This is a genomic window from Agromyces fucosus (assembly GCF_004134865.1).
Classification (GTDB): Bacteria; Actinomycetota; Actinomycetes; order Actinomycetales; family Microbacteriaceae; genus Agromyces; species Agromyces fucosus.
Genome location: NZ_SDPO01000002.1, coordinates 1154570 through 1168110 on the forward strand (window position 1 = coordinate 1154570; position 13541 = coordinate 1168110).

Below are 13541 nucleotides of genomic sequence, written 5' to 3' on the forward strand. Positions count from 1 at the left end.
GAAGGAGTACGGTGGAAATCGTGACCGCACCGGAGCCCACGGGGGCGCGCGTACGCCTGCGCCCCGAGATCGCCGCCCTTCCGCCGTACCGACAGGGGCGCCCCGCGCCCGCCGACGGCTTCAAGCTCTCGAGCAACGAGAACCCGTTCACGCCCCTGCCGTCGGTCATCGACGTCGTCGCGGCCGCCGCGCACGACATCAACCGGTATCCGGATGCCACGGCGCTCGCGCTGCGCGAGAAGCTCGCAGAGCGGTTCGGGGTCACGGCCGACGAGGTGCTCGTCGGGGCGGGATCGGTCGCGCTGCTCGCGCAGTTCATCCTCGCGGCCGCCTCGCCCGGCGACGAGGTGGTCTACTCCTGGCGCTCGTTCGAGGCCTACCCCGGCCTCGCCACGGTAGCCGGCGCCGTGAGCGTGATGGTGCCGAACCGCCCCGACCACGGGCACGACCTCGACGCGATGGCCGCGGCGATCACCGACCGCACGCGCGTCGTCATCGTCTGCTCGCCGAACAACCCCACGGGCGTGGTCGTGACCGCGGCCGAGTTCGAGGCGTTCATGGCGAAGGTGCCGGCCGATCGGCTCGTCCTGCTCGACGAGGCCTACGCCGAGTTCGTGCGCGGCGACGGCAGCGCCGACGACGCCGTCGACGGCGCGACCCTCATCGGCCGCTACCCGAACCTCGTGCTGCTCCGCACCTTCTCGAAGGCCTACGGCCTCGCCGGCCTTCGGGTCGGCTACGCCATCGGACCCGTCGAACTGCTCGACGCGGCGCGTGCGACCGCGATCCCCCTCGGGGTCACGGCTGCCGCGGCATCCGCTGCCATCGCCTCGCTCGAGCCGGTGGCCGAGGCAGAGCTGCTCGAGCGGGTCGGCGTGATCGCCGACCGGCGCGACCGCGTGCACGCGGCCATCGCGGCGCAGGGGTGGCCGGTGCCGGCCTCGCGCAGCAACTTCGTCTGGCTGCCAGCCGGCGAGGCGACGACCACGGTGGCCGAGCGTCTCTTCGACGCCGGGATCGTGACGCGCGCCTTCGCGCCAGACGGCATCCGCATCTCGATCGGTGAAGAGGAATCTGTGGACATCCTCCTCACGATTCTGGGTGAGCTTGTACCGGGCTCACAAGAAGGGCACCCGCAGTAGCGGGTAGCGTGGAACGGTGGCAGCCCGCGAAAGAGAGTTCACCGCGCCGACGGTCCAGCTCCTGACCCATGAGGGCGAACTTCGTCCCTCCCCCGAGGCCGAGGCCTATCTCCCGCTCGTCGAGGCGTTGAGCGACGCCGAGCTGCAGCGCTTCTACCGCGACATGGCGGTCTCGCGCCGCATCGACGTGGCCGGGGCGAACCTGCAGCGGCAGGGCCAGCTCGCCCTGTGGGTGCCGAGTCACGGCCAAGAGGCGGCGCAGGTCGGCTCCGCGCACGCGGCCCGCCCGCAGGACCACCTGTTCCCGTCGTACCGCGAGCACATCGTCGGCATGATCCGCGGGCTCGACCTCTCGCGCATCTTCGCGCTGCTGCGCGGCGCAACCCTCGGCGGGTGGAACCCCGAGGAGAACGGCAACTTCCACCTCTACACGCTCGTGCTCGCCTCGCAGACGTTGCACGCCACGGGCTACGCGATGGGCCTCCAGTTCGACGGCGCGACCGCGACGGGCGACCCCGAGACGGATGCCGCGGTGCTCGTGTACTACGGCGACGGCTCGACCTCGCAGGGCGACGCCAACGAAGCGCTCGTCTTCGCCTCGAGCTACCAGACGCCGCAGGTCTTCTTCATCCAGAACAACCAGTGGGCGATCTCGGTGCCCGTCGCGAGGCAGTCGCGCAGCCCGCTGTCGCTTCGCGGCGGCGGCTTCGGCATGCCGGGCGTGCGCGTTGACGGCAACGACGTGCTCGCGAGCTACGCGGTCACCCGCCAGTCGCTCGAAGAGGCGCGTGCCGGCGACGGCCCCAGCCTCATCGAGGCCGTGACCTACCGCATGGGCGCCCACACCACCGCCGACGACCCCACGAAGTACCGCACCGACGACGAGGTGGCGTACTGGGAGGCGCGCGACCCGATCACGCGGTACCGCACGTGGCTCGAGGGGCGCGGGGCATCCGCTTCGTTCTTCAGCGACGTCGAGGCCGAGGCGAACGACATCGCCGCAGACCTGCGCCGCCGCGCACTCGAACTGCAGGCGCCGACGCGCGAGGCGATCTTCGAGCACGTCTACAGCGAGCCGCATCCGCTCATGGTCGAGCAGTACGCGTGGCTCGAGAGCTTCGAGACCTCGTTCGAGGGTCCGGCAGGGGGCACGGCATGAGCGCCCGCACCGAAGAGGAGAACCACGTGACGGATGTCGCGAGCGAGGCAGTGCCCGAGGCATCCACCGCCCTTCAACAGGCTCAGGGAGCAGGCGACGTGCGAGGCGTGCAGACCCTCTCGATGGCGAAGGCCATCAACGCGGGCCTCCGCGAGGCGCTCCGCGCCGACGAGAAGGTGCTGCTCATGGGTGAAGACATCGGCCCGCTCGGCGGCGTCTTCCGCGTGACCGAGGGACTCTCGGCCGAGTTCGGCGACAAGCGCATCCTCGACACCCCGCTCGCCGAGTCAGCCATCGTCGGCACCGCGATCGGCCTCGCGATGCGCGGCTACCGGCCGGTCATCGAGATCCAGTTCGACGGATTCATCTTCCCGGCGTTCGACCAGATCACGACGCAGCTCGCACGCCAGACGGTGCGCCACGACGGCTCCCTCTCGATGCCCGTCGTGATCCGGGTGCCCTACGGCGGGCACATCGGCTCGATCGAGCACCACCAGGAGAGCCCCGAGGCGTACTTCGCGCACACTCCGGGCTTGCGTGTGGTGAGCCCGTCGAACCCGCACGACGCCTACTGGATGATCCAGGAGGCGATCCGCTCCGACGACCCGGTGCTGTTCTTCGAGCCGAAGAGCCGCTACTGGCCGAAGGGCCCGGTCGACCTCGACCACTCCGGCCTGCCGCTGCACGCGAGCCGCGTCATGCGCCAGGGCACCGACGTCACCGTCGTGGGCCACGGCGCGATGATCGCGACGCTGCTGCAGGCTGCCGACATCGCCGAGACCGAGGGGCGCAGCATCGAGGTCGTCGACCTCCGGTCGCTCTCCCCCATCGACTACGGCCCGCTGCTCGAGTCGGTGCACCGCACGGGCCGGCTCGTGGTCGCCCAAGAGGCGTACGGCAACGTCTCGGTCGGCTCCGAGATCGCCGCGACGGTCGCCGAGCGGGCGTTCTACGCACTCGAGGCGCCGGTGCTGCGCGTGTCGGGCTTCGACACGCCGTTCCCACCGGCCGCACTCGAGACCGAGTTCCTGCCGAGCCCCGACCGGGTGCTCGAAGCCGTCGACCGCGCCCTGGCCTACTGAGGCGCCGCGCGGCGCGCGGCATGACATGACGACGACGGCATAGACCGACTGCGAGGGTAAAGAACATGAGCGAGATCCGATTCCCCCTCCCCGACGTCGGCGAGGGCCTCACCGAGGCCGAGATCGTGCAGTGGCGCGTCGCGCCCGGCGATCGCATCAGCCTCGACCAGGTCTTCGTCGAGATCGAGACCGCGAAATCGCTCGTCGAGCTGCCGAGCGCGTTCGAGGGCGTCGTCTCCGAACTGCTCGTCGAAGAGGGCAACACCGTCGACGTCGGCACGCCGATCCTGGTCATCCAGACGGATGCCGCGGGGCTCGCGTCGGATGCCCCTGCCGCGCCGGCTGCGGCGCCGGTGGTCGACTCCGTGGTGCCCGCCGGTAGTGCTGAACCGGCCGCAGAGTCACTGCCGATCTACGGCAAGGTACCGGCGGCCGCTGCCGCCGAGGAGAGCGGCGCCGTGCTCGTCGGCCACGGCAGCTCCGGTCCGGCGGCGACGCGCCGTCGACGCCACGTCACGCCCGACGGCGCGCACGGACACCTCGCGCCCCCCGCCGTCACTCCCCCGCCCGCCCCGGTGAACCCGGCGCCCGCGAGCACGGCCGGCGCCGCGGCATCCGCTGCCGTCGCCGCGCCATCGCGGCCCGCCCCTCGACTTCCCGTCATCGCGAAGCCGCCGATCCGCAAGCTCGCGAAAGACCTCGGAGTCGACCTGTCTCGCGTCGCGCCCACGGGGCCGATCGGCGACATCACGCGCGACGACGTGATCCGCGAGGCGAGCCAGGCCAGCGTGTTCCGCAACATCCAGACCCCCGAGCGGCCCGAGGCCCGTGAGGAGCGCATCCCCGTCAAGGGCGTGCGCAAGGCGATCGCGAACGCGATGGTGCAGAGCGCCTTCCAGGCGCCGCACGTGAGCGTCTTCGTCGACGTCGACGCCAGCCGCACGATGGAGTACCTGAAGCGGCTGAAGGCCTCCCCCGACTACGCCGGCGTGCGCATCTCGCCGCTCCTGATCATGGCCAAGGCGATGATCTGGGCCGTGCGCCGCAACCCGACGGTCAATGCGCAGTGGACCGACACCGAGATCGTGGTCAAGAACTACGTGAACCTCGGCATCGCCGCGGCGACCCCGCGCGGGCTCATCGTGCCGAACGTCAAGGAGGCGCAGGCGATGACCATGGTCGAGCTCGCCACGGCGCTCGAGCAGCTCACGCTGACGGCGCGCGAGGGCAAGACGCAGCCGGCCGAGATGCAGAACGGCACCATCACCATCACGAACATCGGCGTCTTCGGCATGGATACCGGCACCCCGATCCTGAACCCGGGTGAGGTCGCGATCGTCGCGCTCGGCACGATCAAGCAGAAGCCGTGGGTCGTCGACGGCGAGGTGCGACCGCGCTTCGTCACGACGATCGGTGCGTCGTTCGACCACCGCGTCGTCGACGGCGATGTGGCCTCGCGCTTCCTCGCCGACGTCGCGTCGATCATCGAGGAGCCGGCGCTCCTGCTCGAGTAGCTCGTGGCCGGGTCTCGACGAGCTCGAGCGACAAAGACCATGCGGGTTGCGCCTGCGCCCTTGCGGGCTGAGCCCGTCGAAACCTTCCAGGCCGGTTACAGCCGCAGCTCGTAGATGATCGCCTCGGTCGTGCGCGAGGACTGCGCGAAGCCGGCACGTTCGAGCGCCCGGCGGGCGGGCAGGTTCGGCACCTCGGCCTCGGCGCGGAGGATCACGACGCCTGCCGCGCGGGCGAGCTCGACGACGGCCGCGACCGTGTGCGTCGAGAGCCCCTGGCCTCGCACCGCCGGCACGAGGCCGAACGCGAACTCGACGGCTCCGTCATCGCCGGGCGGGCCGAACAGGTTCACTCCCCCGATGGCCGGGCCGTCTTCGCCTCGTCGCACGAGGTAGGGGCCGTAGGGCGTCGGATCGCCGTTCTGCTGCACCATGCGGAGGTACTCGGCGAGCAGCTCGGGCTCGTCGGTGAAGGCGTACGCGCCCTCCCAGCCGTCATGGGGGTCGACCTCGCCGGAGAGCACGCGCTCGGCATCGGCGACGGTGAACGGATGCAACGTGAGAGGAGCTGTCGTCGTATCCACGTGCTTCACTCTCGCACGTCAGTGCGACACTCGCCAGAGCTGTCCACAGGATGTCGTGGGAATGCGGCGGACGCGCATCGATGTTCACCCACTGTGACCGATTCGGTCGCTTCATGGTTTTGACAATCATTATCAATAAGACGTACGGTGGAGTCATGAGCAACCGAACCAGCGCCTTCCGCCGACTGCCCGCCGCCCTCGTCGGCGGTGCCGTGCTCTCGGCGGCGGCCCTGACCCTTGCGGGTTGCTCGGCGCCCGCGGCATCCGGCGCAGCTGCCGACGGCCCCGCGATCGTCGCGACGACGACCCAGGTCGGCGACTTCACGCGCGAGCTCGTCGGCGACGGCGCCGCGGTGACGCAGCTGCTCTCCCCCGGCCAGAGCGCCCACAGCTTCGACCCCTCTGCTGCGCAATTGCTCGCGTTGTCGAAGGCCGATGCCCTCGTCGTCAACGGCGGCGGCCTCGAGAGCTGGCTCGACGACGCGGTGCAGGCCTCCGGGTTCGACGGCGTGCTCATCGACGCGAGCACGGGCATCGAGCTCCACGGCACCGACGACCACGATCACGAGGCCGAGGCGCACGACGAGGTCGAGGCGACGGATGCCGCGGGCGATCACGCCGAGAGCGACGAGCACGCCGATGACGAAGCGCACGACGATCACGCCGAGGGCGACGCCGAACACGATCACGACCACGGCTCGGGCAACCCCCACATCTGGACCGACCCCGAGCTCGCCGAGCACATGGTCGAGAACATCGCCGACGGCATCGCCGAGCTGCCCGGCGTCGATGGCGATGCGCTCGCGCAGAACGAGACCGACTACCTCGCGAAGCTCGACGCGCTCGACGAGTGGATCACCGAGAACGTCGAGTCCGTGCCGGTCGCCGAGCGGCTCCTCGTGACGAACCACGACGCCTTCACGTACTTCGTCGAGGCCTACGACGTCACGTTCGTCGGCAGCGTCATCCCGAGCTTCGACGACAACGCCGAGCCGAGCGCCGCCGAGATCGACGCGCTCGTCGACCGGATCCGGTCCACCGGTGTCGCCGCCGTGTTCTCGGAGGCATCCATCTCCCCGAAGGCCGCGGAGACCATCGCCGCCGAAGCCGGCGTGACCGTCTACTCGGGCCCCGACGCCCTCTACGGCGACTCCCTCGGTGTCGAGGGCAGCGAGGGTGCCACCTACCTCGGCAGCCAGTTGCACAATGCTCGGCTGATCCTCGAGTCGTGGGGCGTCACGCCTACCGCGGTGCCCGCGTCACTGCAAGGATGACAACCATGGACGACTCCCCCGTGCTGCGCCTCCGCGGCGCCGCATTCACCCACCCCGGTGGCACGGGAGTCAGCGGCCTCGACCTCGACATCGCGCGCGGCGAGGCCGTGGCACTCATCGGACCGAACGGGGCCGGCAAGTCGACCCTCCTGAAGGGGATCCTCGGCCTCGTGCCGCGCACCGCAGGCACGATCGAGTTCGGTTCCCAGCGCCCAGGCGCCGGAGGCTCCCCCACTCTCGCGTCGCATGCCCCGAACGGCATGGTCGGTTTCCTTCCACAGTCGGCCGACCTCGACCCCGACTTCCCCATCAGCGTCGAGCAGGTCGTGATGCAGGGCCGCTACCGCGGTCTCGGCCTGCTCCGGTGGCCTGGCCGCGCCGATCGGGCGGCGGTGCGCGAGGCGCTCGAGACCGTCGGCCTCGCCGAGCTCGCGAAGCGGCCGTTCGGGGAGCTCTCGGGCGGCCAGCGGCAGCGCGGGCTCCTCGCCAGGGCCCTCGCATCCGACCCAGGCCTGCTGCTGCTCGACGAGCCGTTCAACGGACTCGACCAGCCCAATCGCGACGCGCTCGTCGGCACCGTGCGCGCCCTCAAGACCCGCGGCGTCGCGGTGCTCGTGTCGACCCACGACCTCGATCTCGCCCGCCGTGTCTGCGACTCCGTCGTGCTGGTCAACCGCACGCAACTCGCGAGCGGGCCGGTCGACGACGTGCTCACGCTGAGCAACGTGCAGGAGTGCTTCGAGGGCGTGGAGGTCGAGATCGACGAGCACACGCTCGTCGTACCGGGCCACGAGGGCCACTGAATGCCATACGCGACATATGCGGACTCGAGCCGTGCCGGCGGTGAGGGATGCCGCTGACCGACGCGCTCTTCGGCGCATTCGCGATCCCGTTCATGGGTCGCGCGCTGCTCGTCATGCTGGTGCTCGCGGTCGTGGCCGGCTTCGTCGGGGTGCTCGTGAACCTCAGGGGCCTGGAGTTCATCAGCGACGGCCTGACCCACGCGGTGTTCCCCGGCCTGGCGATCGGGCTCGCGGTCGGCGGCAGCGCCGGGCTGCTGCCCGGCGCTGCGATCGCCGCCCTCGCCGGCGCACTCGCCCTCACCTGGCTCGATCGAGCCGGCATCACCTCCGACGCGGCGATCGCGATCGTATTGACGGCGACCTTCAGCGTCGGTGTGATCGTCGTGTCGCGCAGCGACGACTACGCCGGCGAGCTCGAGGCGCTGCTGTTCGGCCGGGTGCTCACGATCCCGCCCGACGAGGTGCTCCCGCTCATCGTCGTGAGCATCACCGCGCTCCTCATGGTGCTGGTCACGCTGAAGCAGCAGTTGTACCGTGCCTTCGACGCGAAGGGCAGCCGCGCCGCCGGCGACTCGGCCCTCGTGCTCGACCTCGTGCTCAACTCGGCGATCGCCCTCGTCGTGGTCGCAGCGGCGAGCACGATCGGCACGCTGCTCGTGCTCGCATTGCTCATCGTTCCGGGTGCCGTTGCGCGGCTGACGACCGCGCGGCTGTGGTGGCTCTTCCCCGCGGCGGCCGGGTTCGCCGCGATCGCCGCATGGCTCGGTCTCGCGCTCGGATTCGCGGTCTCGGTGGGCGCCGGGGTCGACGTGCCGGCCGGCAGTACGGTCGTCGCGGTGTTCGTGGTCGGCTACGCGATCGTGCTGCTCGTGAGCAGCACGATCCGCTGGTCCAGAACCCGCATCAACGGCAGCCGCGACCGCGCTGAACACCGCGATCCCGTCGTGGCGGGGGATGGGCGCTGATGGGGTACTTCGAGCGAGCGCTCCTCGCAGCGATCATCATCGGCGCGGGTGCCGGGCTCGTCGGCGCCCTGGTCGTCGTGCGGCGGCGAACGTTCTTCGCGCAGGCACTGACGCACGGCACGTATCCGGGCGCCGTCGCGGCGGCCGCGCTCGGGGTGAGCGTGCCGGCGGGCGCGGCCGTGGCATCCGTCGTGCTCGTCGCCGTCATGGCCGGCATCGCGCGCGTGCGCCGGCAGGGCGCGCAAGTTGCGGCGGGCATCGTGCTCACGGGCGGATTCGCGGCTGGTGCACTGCTCCAGGCACTCATCCCAGGGCTGCCCGTGCGCGCCGAATCCCTGCTCATGGGCTCGATCCTGACGGTGAGCGACGGAGATATTCTGCTTGCGGCATCCGTCGCCGTCGTCGCGGTGGTGTGCATCTCGCTCTTCGGCAAGGAGATCGCGTTCTCGACGTTCGATCCCCACGGGTTCCGTGCCGCCGGGTACCGGGAGTGGCCGATCGAACTCCTCGTGCTCGGCCTCACGGCGGCGTCGGTCGTGAGCTCGCTGCCCGCGGTCGGCGCCATCCTCGCGATCGCCCTGATCGCGGCGCCCGCCGCCGCCGCGCGGCTCATGGTGCGATCGTTCCGCGGCCTGCTGTTCGCGGCTCCGCTGATCGGTGCAGCGTCGGGCGTGCTCGGCGTCACGTCATCGCGACTGTTCGAGATCGCCGCAGGCCCGGCCATCGCGCTCGCGGCGACCGCCTTCTTCCTTCTCGCACTGGGTATCTCCAAGCTTCGGGGACTACCGTTGAACCGAGTCGCCATACCGGTGGAGACCGCGGAGGACGCACGGATCGCATGAAGCGCAACACCTGGCAGCGTGAGGCTGTTCGCGAGGCCCTCGACGACACCGAGGGTTTCATCAGCGCGCAGGCGCTGCACTCGACGCTGCACGCCAACGGCTCGCCGATCGGCCTCGCCACGGTCTACCGAGCGCTCGGCGACCTCGCCTCGAGCGGTGAGGCCGATTCGCTGCAATCACCCGACGGAGAGGCGATCTACCGGGCCTGCAGCACGACGGGGCATCACCATCACCTCATCTGCCGCAACTGCGGGCTGACCGTCGAGATCGCCGCCGACGAGGTCGAGGCATGGGCGAAGACGGTCGCGGCCGAGCACGGGTTCACCGGTGCTGCGCACGTGGTCGACGTCTTCGGCCTGTGCGCCAACTGCACGAAGCTGCAGACGGCAGGGGAGTAGCGCACCACTCGCGCCGAGTGAAAAGCTCTGATCAGGGCATATTTATCACTACTCGATTTGGGTTGCCCCGGTGACCTCGATACGGTGGACACGGTCCTGCAAGACCGAATCGCCCAGTCCGCGCTGCTGCATTCCGTAATCGGCATGCTGCGGCGTATGGTTCGGCGGCGTGGCATCCGGCCCCGATGGCCGCTTGCGCGGAAGTCGTGTTCTCGCCCTCAGACAGGGCTTGAGTCCACACCTCCCATCGCCGTCAACCCGGCCGTGACCCACGAGTCAGCCCTGCCCGATTCTCGACCGCTCGCGTGTCAACGTGCGCGGTGTTCGGCGTGCGCTCCGGGAGCCTGTCCATGTCCGAAACACCCGTATCCGCGGCCGAGAGCCCAGCACTCTCCGTTCGTCGCCTGACCAAGTTCTTCGGCCGGAAGCCGAAGGAGGCGCTCGATCGCCTTCGCGCCGGTGCCGGCCGTGCCGAACTCGCGCCCCTCGGCACCGCAGCGGTGATCGACGCCGACTTCGACGTGCGGCGAGGCGAGATCTTCGTCGTCATGGGCCTGTCGGGTTCGGGCAAGTCGACGCTCATCCGCACGCTCAACGGACTGCTCGAACCGACCGACGGCAGTGTCACGGTGATGGGGGAGACGATCACGGGCATGTCGCCCAAGCGGCTCCGCGAGGTGCGTCGTCGCCACATCTCGATGGTCTTCCAGCACTTCGCGCTGCTGCCCCACCGCAGCGTCCTCGAGAACGCGGCATACGGTCTCGAGATCCAGGGCGTCCCGGCGGCTGAACGGCGCCGACGCGCCGAGCACATCCTCGACCGGGTGGGACTCGGCGGCTGGGGGGACAAGATGCCCTCGGAGCTCTCGGGCGGCATGCAGCAGCGCGTCGGGCTCGCCCGTGCACTCGCGTCGGACACCGACATCCTGCTCATGGACGAGGCGTTCTCGGCGCTCGATCCGCTCATCCGCAAGGAGATGCAGGAGCAGCTCGTCGAGCTGCAGCAGGAGCTCGGCAAGACGATCGTCTTCATCACCCACGACCTCAACGAGGCGATGTTCCTCGGCGATCGCATCGCCGTCATGCGCGACGGGCGCATCGTGCAGCTCGGCACAGCGGAGGAGATCCTCACGGACCCCGCCGACGACTACGTCGCCCAGTTCGTGCAGGACGTCGACCGCTCGCGCGTGCTGACAGCCGGCAACGTCATGGAGGCGCCGCGCGCGGTCGTCACGGCCTCGGCCGGCCCTCGGGCGGCCCTGCGATCGATGCGCGACCTGCAGACCTCGATGGTCTTCGTCGTCGGCGGCGGCCGTCGCCTGCTCGGCGTCGTGCACGACCGCGACGTGCTGCGCCTCGTGCAGCGCGGCGAACGATCGCTCGAGCCGGCGATCAGCGACGACCATCCCGTCGTCGGCGCCGACGAGCACCTCTCCGAGCTCTTCGAGAGCGCCGTCGAGAGCCAGTTGCCGCTCGCCGTCGTCGACGACCAGGGACGCCTCCTCGGGGCGGTGCCGCGCGTCACCCTGCTCGCGGCACTCGGCAACGTCTCGTCGAACACGGGGGAGCACGCCGTCATCGAGACGCCGGCGACGATTCCGGTCGACGTCATCACCGCGACGCTGCACCGAACGGCCCGGCCCGACACGGCGATCGCCGACGCGGCCGACGCCAGTGCGGTCGCCGCGGCGGTCGCGGAAGCCGCCGACATCAGGGCCGAAGCCATGCACCGTGACGCAGCGGGGGAGAGGAGCCCGGCATGAACGACATCCGACTCCCGCTCGGCGACTGGGCCGACGCCGTCATCCACTTCATCACCGACGTCTTCGGCGGGTTCTTCGCCGTCGTGCGGAGCGTCTTCGCCGGCTTCTACGACCTCGTCGACGTCGTGCTGCAGACCCCGCCGTTCTGGGTCGTCATCCTCGCGCTCGCGGCGATCGCCTGGTTCGCGAAGGGCTGGAAGCTCGCGACGGGCACGGCGCTCGGCCTCCTCGTGATCGTCGGCGTCGACCAATGGGACAACGCCATGTCGACGCTGGCCCTCGTGCTCGTCGCCTCGCTCATCGCCGTGGCGATCTCGGTGCCGCTCGGCGTGCTCGCCGCCCGCTCCGACTTGGCGTCGAAGGTCATCCGGCCGATCCTCGACTTCATGCAGACGATGCCGGCGATGGTCTACCTGATCCCGGCGCTCATCCTCTTCCGCGTCGGCGTCGTCCCCGGCATCGTCGCGACGATCATCTTCGCGATGGCGCCCGGCGTCAGGCTCACCGAGCTCGGCATCCGCGGCGTCGACAAGGAGGTCGTCGAGGCCGGCCAGGCCTTCGGCTCATCGCCGTGGCGCATCCTCCGCCAGATCCAGTTGCCGCTCGCGATGCCGAGCATCATGGCCGGCGTCAACCAGGTCATCATGCTCTCACTCTCGATGGTCGTCATCGCCGGCATGGTCGGCGCAGGCGGGCTCGGCGGCGAGGTCGTGCAGTCGCTCACCCGCATCGACGTCGGGCTCGGCTTCGAGGCCGGTCTCTCGGTCGTGATCCTCGCGATCATCCTCGACCGGGTCACCGGGGCGCTCGGCACGCCGAGGAAGCCGCGCGGTCGAGACAAGCAGGCGCCGACGACGGATGCCTCGGAGCCGCTCGGCCCCGAGGCGGAACGCCTGCCCGCGGCATCCGCCACCGCCTGACCCGCTCGCACCGACCGACCTGCCACCGCCCGACCGGCGGTGCAACGCTCGTCGCGCGGAATCGCGCGGCGCTCCCCAACACCCGCGACAGCACGCGGGAGGAAAGGAACACATGAAGAAGCGCATGCTCACCGGAGCACTCGCACTCGGGGCGGTCTCCGCCCTGGCACTCAGCGGCTGCGCCGCCGGCGCCGAGGCCGAGACCCTCGAGAACGGCGACCAGAAGGACGTCACCATCGCCGTGTTCAACGGCTGGGACGAAGGAGTCGCCGCGAGCGAGCTCTGGAAGGCCGTGCTCACCGAACAGGGCTACGACGTCACGCTCGAGTACGCCGACCCGGCGCCCGTCTACACCGGCCTCACGACCGACGACTACGACGTGACCCTCGACACCTGGCTGCCGATCACCCACGCCGACTACATCGAGCAGTACGGCGACGACCTCGTCGACCTCGGCGCGTGGAACGAGGACGCCAAGCTCACGATCGCCGTGAACGAGGACGCCCCGATCGACTCCCTCGAGGAACTCGCCGCGAGTGCCGACCTCTTCGGCGGCAAGCTCGTCGGCATCGAGCCGGGCTCGGGCCTGAACCGGGTCACGACCGACGAGGTCATCCCGACATACGGCCTCGAGAAGATGGAGTACGTGACGAGCTCCACGCCCGCGATGCTCGCCGAGCTGACTGCGGCCACCGAGAACGGCGAGAACGTCGCCGTCACACTCTGGCGCCCGCACTGGGCCTACGACGCGTTCCCGCTCAAGGACCTCGAGGATCCCGAGGGCACGCTCGGCGACGCCGAGGGCATCCATTCCTTCGGCGGCAAGAGCTTCGAGCAGGACTACCCGACCCTCGCCGGCTGGCTGAAGGGCTTCACGATGGACTCCGAGCTGCTCTTCTCGCTCGAGAACGCCATGTTCAACGGCGACGGCGACGCCGACGACTACGCACCGGTCGTCGAGCAGTGGATCGCCGACAACCGGGAGTACGTCGACTCGCTCACGAAGTAGCCCGACGGCGCCACGCGAAATAGAGATGAGAAGAGGGGCGGATGCCGCAGCATCCGCCCCTCTTCGTTCGCCCGCGTCCGCCGTCTCGG

At 70.2% G+C, this 13541-nt stretch carries 13 protein-coding genes; 12 read left to right on the top strand and 1 reads right to left on the bottom strand.

Features of this window, described 5'->3' with window-relative positions; genetic code table 11:
• The first annotated feature begins 17 nt into the window (after positions 1-17).
• The 4 genes from ESP57_RS11120 to ESP57_RS11135 all read left to right on the top strand — a co-directional run bounded on the left by ESP57_RS11120 (position 18) and on the right by ESP57_RS11135 (position 4897).
• On the top strand, positions 18-1142 hold the full coding sequence (locus tag ESP57_RS11120; protein ID WP_424219771.1) for a histidinol-phosphate transaminase: 1125 nt from the start codon (positions 18-20) through the stop codon (positions 1140-1142).
• Positions 1143-1158: 16 nt separating this feature from the next.
• Complete coding sequence (locus ESP57_RS11125) at positions 1159-2301, top strand: thiamine pyrophosphate-dependent dehydrogenase E1 component subunit alpha (RefSeq protein WP_129231576.1); 1143 nt, start codon at positions 1159-1161, stop codon at positions 2299-2301.
• A gap of 122 nt (positions 2302-2423) precedes the next feature.
• Positions 2424-3383: an alpha-ketoacid dehydrogenase subunit beta gene (locus ESP57_RS11130; RefSeq protein WP_056007937.1), complete on the top strand. Its 960-nt coding sequence runs from the start codon at positions 2424-2426 to the stop codon at positions 3381-3383.
• Positions 3384-3448: 65 nt separating this feature from the next.
• On the top strand, positions 3449-4897 hold the full coding sequence (locus ESP57_RS11135) for a dihydrolipoamide acetyltransferase family protein (RefSeq protein WP_056007260.1): 1449 nt from the start codon (positions 3449-3451) through the stop codon (positions 4895-4897).
• Positions 4898-4992: 95 nt separating this feature from the next.
• Here ESP57_RS11135 and ESP57_RS11140 read toward each other — a convergent pair whose 3' ends face one another.
• Positions 4993-5478: a GNAT family N-acetyltransferase gene (locus tag ESP57_RS11140; protein WP_162248731.1), complete on the bottom strand. Its 486-nt coding sequence runs from the start codon at positions 5476-5478 to the stop codon at positions 4993-4995.
• Between the two features lie 155 nt (positions 5479-5633).
• On the opposite strand from ESP57_RS11140, the gene ESP57_RS11145 reads away from it, so the two are divergent.
• The 8 genes from ESP57_RS11145 (at position 5634) to ESP57_RS11180 (ending at position 13452) form a co-directional block, all read left to right on the top strand.
• A complete protein-coding gene (locus ESP57_RS11145; protein ID WP_129231579.1) occupies positions 5634-6752 on the top strand; it encodes a metal ABC transporter substrate-binding protein in 1119 nt (372 codons plus the stop codon).
• 5 nt (positions 6753-6757) lie between these two features.
• Complete coding sequence (locus ESP57_RS11150) at positions 6758-7555, top strand: metal ABC transporter ATP-binding protein (protein WP_129231580.1); 798 nt, start codon at positions 6758-6760, stop codon at positions 7553-7555.
• Positions 7556-7602: 47 nt separating this feature from the next.
• Entirely contained in the window at positions 7603-8520 is a 918-nt protein-coding gene (locus ESP57_RS11155) for a metal ABC transporter permease (protein WP_056007273.1), read from the top strand.
• Complete coding sequence (locus ESP57_RS11160) at positions 8520-9362, top strand: metal ABC transporter permease (protein ID WP_115959620.1); 843 nt, start codon at positions 8520-8522, stop codon at positions 9360-9362. The genes ESP57_RS11155 and ESP57_RS11160 overlap by 1 nt, the downstream gene beginning before the upstream one ends.
• Complete coding sequence (locus ESP57_RS11165; RefSeq protein ID WP_056007279.1) at positions 9359-9760, top strand: Fur family transcriptional regulator; 402 nt, start codon at positions 9359-9361, stop codon at positions 9758-9760. The genes ESP57_RS11160 and ESP57_RS11165 overlap by 4 nt, the downstream gene beginning before the upstream one ends.
• 350 nt (positions 9761-10110) lie before the next feature.
• Positions 10111-11523: a quaternary amine ABC transporter ATP-binding protein gene (locus tag ESP57_RS11170; protein WP_056007940.1), complete on the top strand. Its 1413-nt coding sequence runs from the start codon at positions 10111-10113 to the stop codon at positions 11521-11523.
• Complete coding sequence (locus ESP57_RS11175; protein WP_129231581.1) at positions 11520-12443, top strand: ABC transporter permease; 924 nt, start codon at positions 11520-11522, stop codon at positions 12441-12443. The genes ESP57_RS11170 and ESP57_RS11175 overlap by 4 nt, the downstream gene beginning before the upstream one ends.
• A 112-nt stretch (positions 12444-12555) precedes the next feature.
• Positions 12556-13452: a glycine betaine ABC transporter substrate-binding protein gene (locus ESP57_RS11180; protein WP_129231582.1), complete on the top strand. Its 897-nt coding sequence runs from the start codon at positions 12556-12558 to the stop codon at positions 13450-13452.
• Positions 13453-13541 lie beyond the last annotated feature (89 nt).

Coding starts and splice junctions, on each gene's coding strand:
- ESP57_RS11130 (WP_056007937.1), top strand. CDS start 2,424: ATGGCGAAGGCCATCAACGCGGGCCTCCGCGAGGCGCTCCGCGCCGAC.
- ESP57_RS11135 (WP_056007260.1), top strand. CDS start 3,449: ATGAGCGAGATCCGATTCCCCCTCCCCGACGTCGGCGAGGGCCTCACC.
- ESP57_RS11145 (WP_129231579.1), top strand. CDS start 5,634: ATGAGCAACCGAACCAGCGCCTTCCGCCGACTGCCCGCCGCCCTCGTC.
- ESP57_RS11150 (WP_129231580.1), top strand. CDS start 6,758: ATGGACGACTCCCCCGTGCTGCGCCTCCGCGGCGCCGCATTCACCCAC.
- ESP57_RS11155 (WP_056007273.1), top strand. CDS start 7,603: ATGCCGCTGACCGACGCGCTCTTCGGCGCATTCGCGATCCCGTTCATG.
- ESP57_RS11160 (WP_115959620.1), top strand. CDS start 8,520: ATGGGGTACTTCGAGCGAGCGCTCCTCGCAGCGATCATCATCGGCGCG.
- ESP57_RS11165 (WP_056007279.1), top strand. CDS start 9,359: ATGAAGCGCAACACCTGGCAGCGTGAGGCTGTTCGCGAGGCCCTCGAC.
- ESP57_RS11170 (WP_056007940.1), top strand. CDS start 10,111: ATGTCCGAAACACCCGTATCCGCGGCCGAGAGCCCAGCACTCTCCGTT.
- ESP57_RS11175 (WP_129231581.1), top strand. CDS start 11,520: ATGAACGACATCCGACTCCCGCTCGGCGACTGGGCCGACGCCGTCATC.
- ESP57_RS11180 (WP_129231582.1), top strand. CDS start 12,556: ATGAAGAAGCGCATGCTCACCGGAGCACTCGCACTCGGGGCGGTCTCC.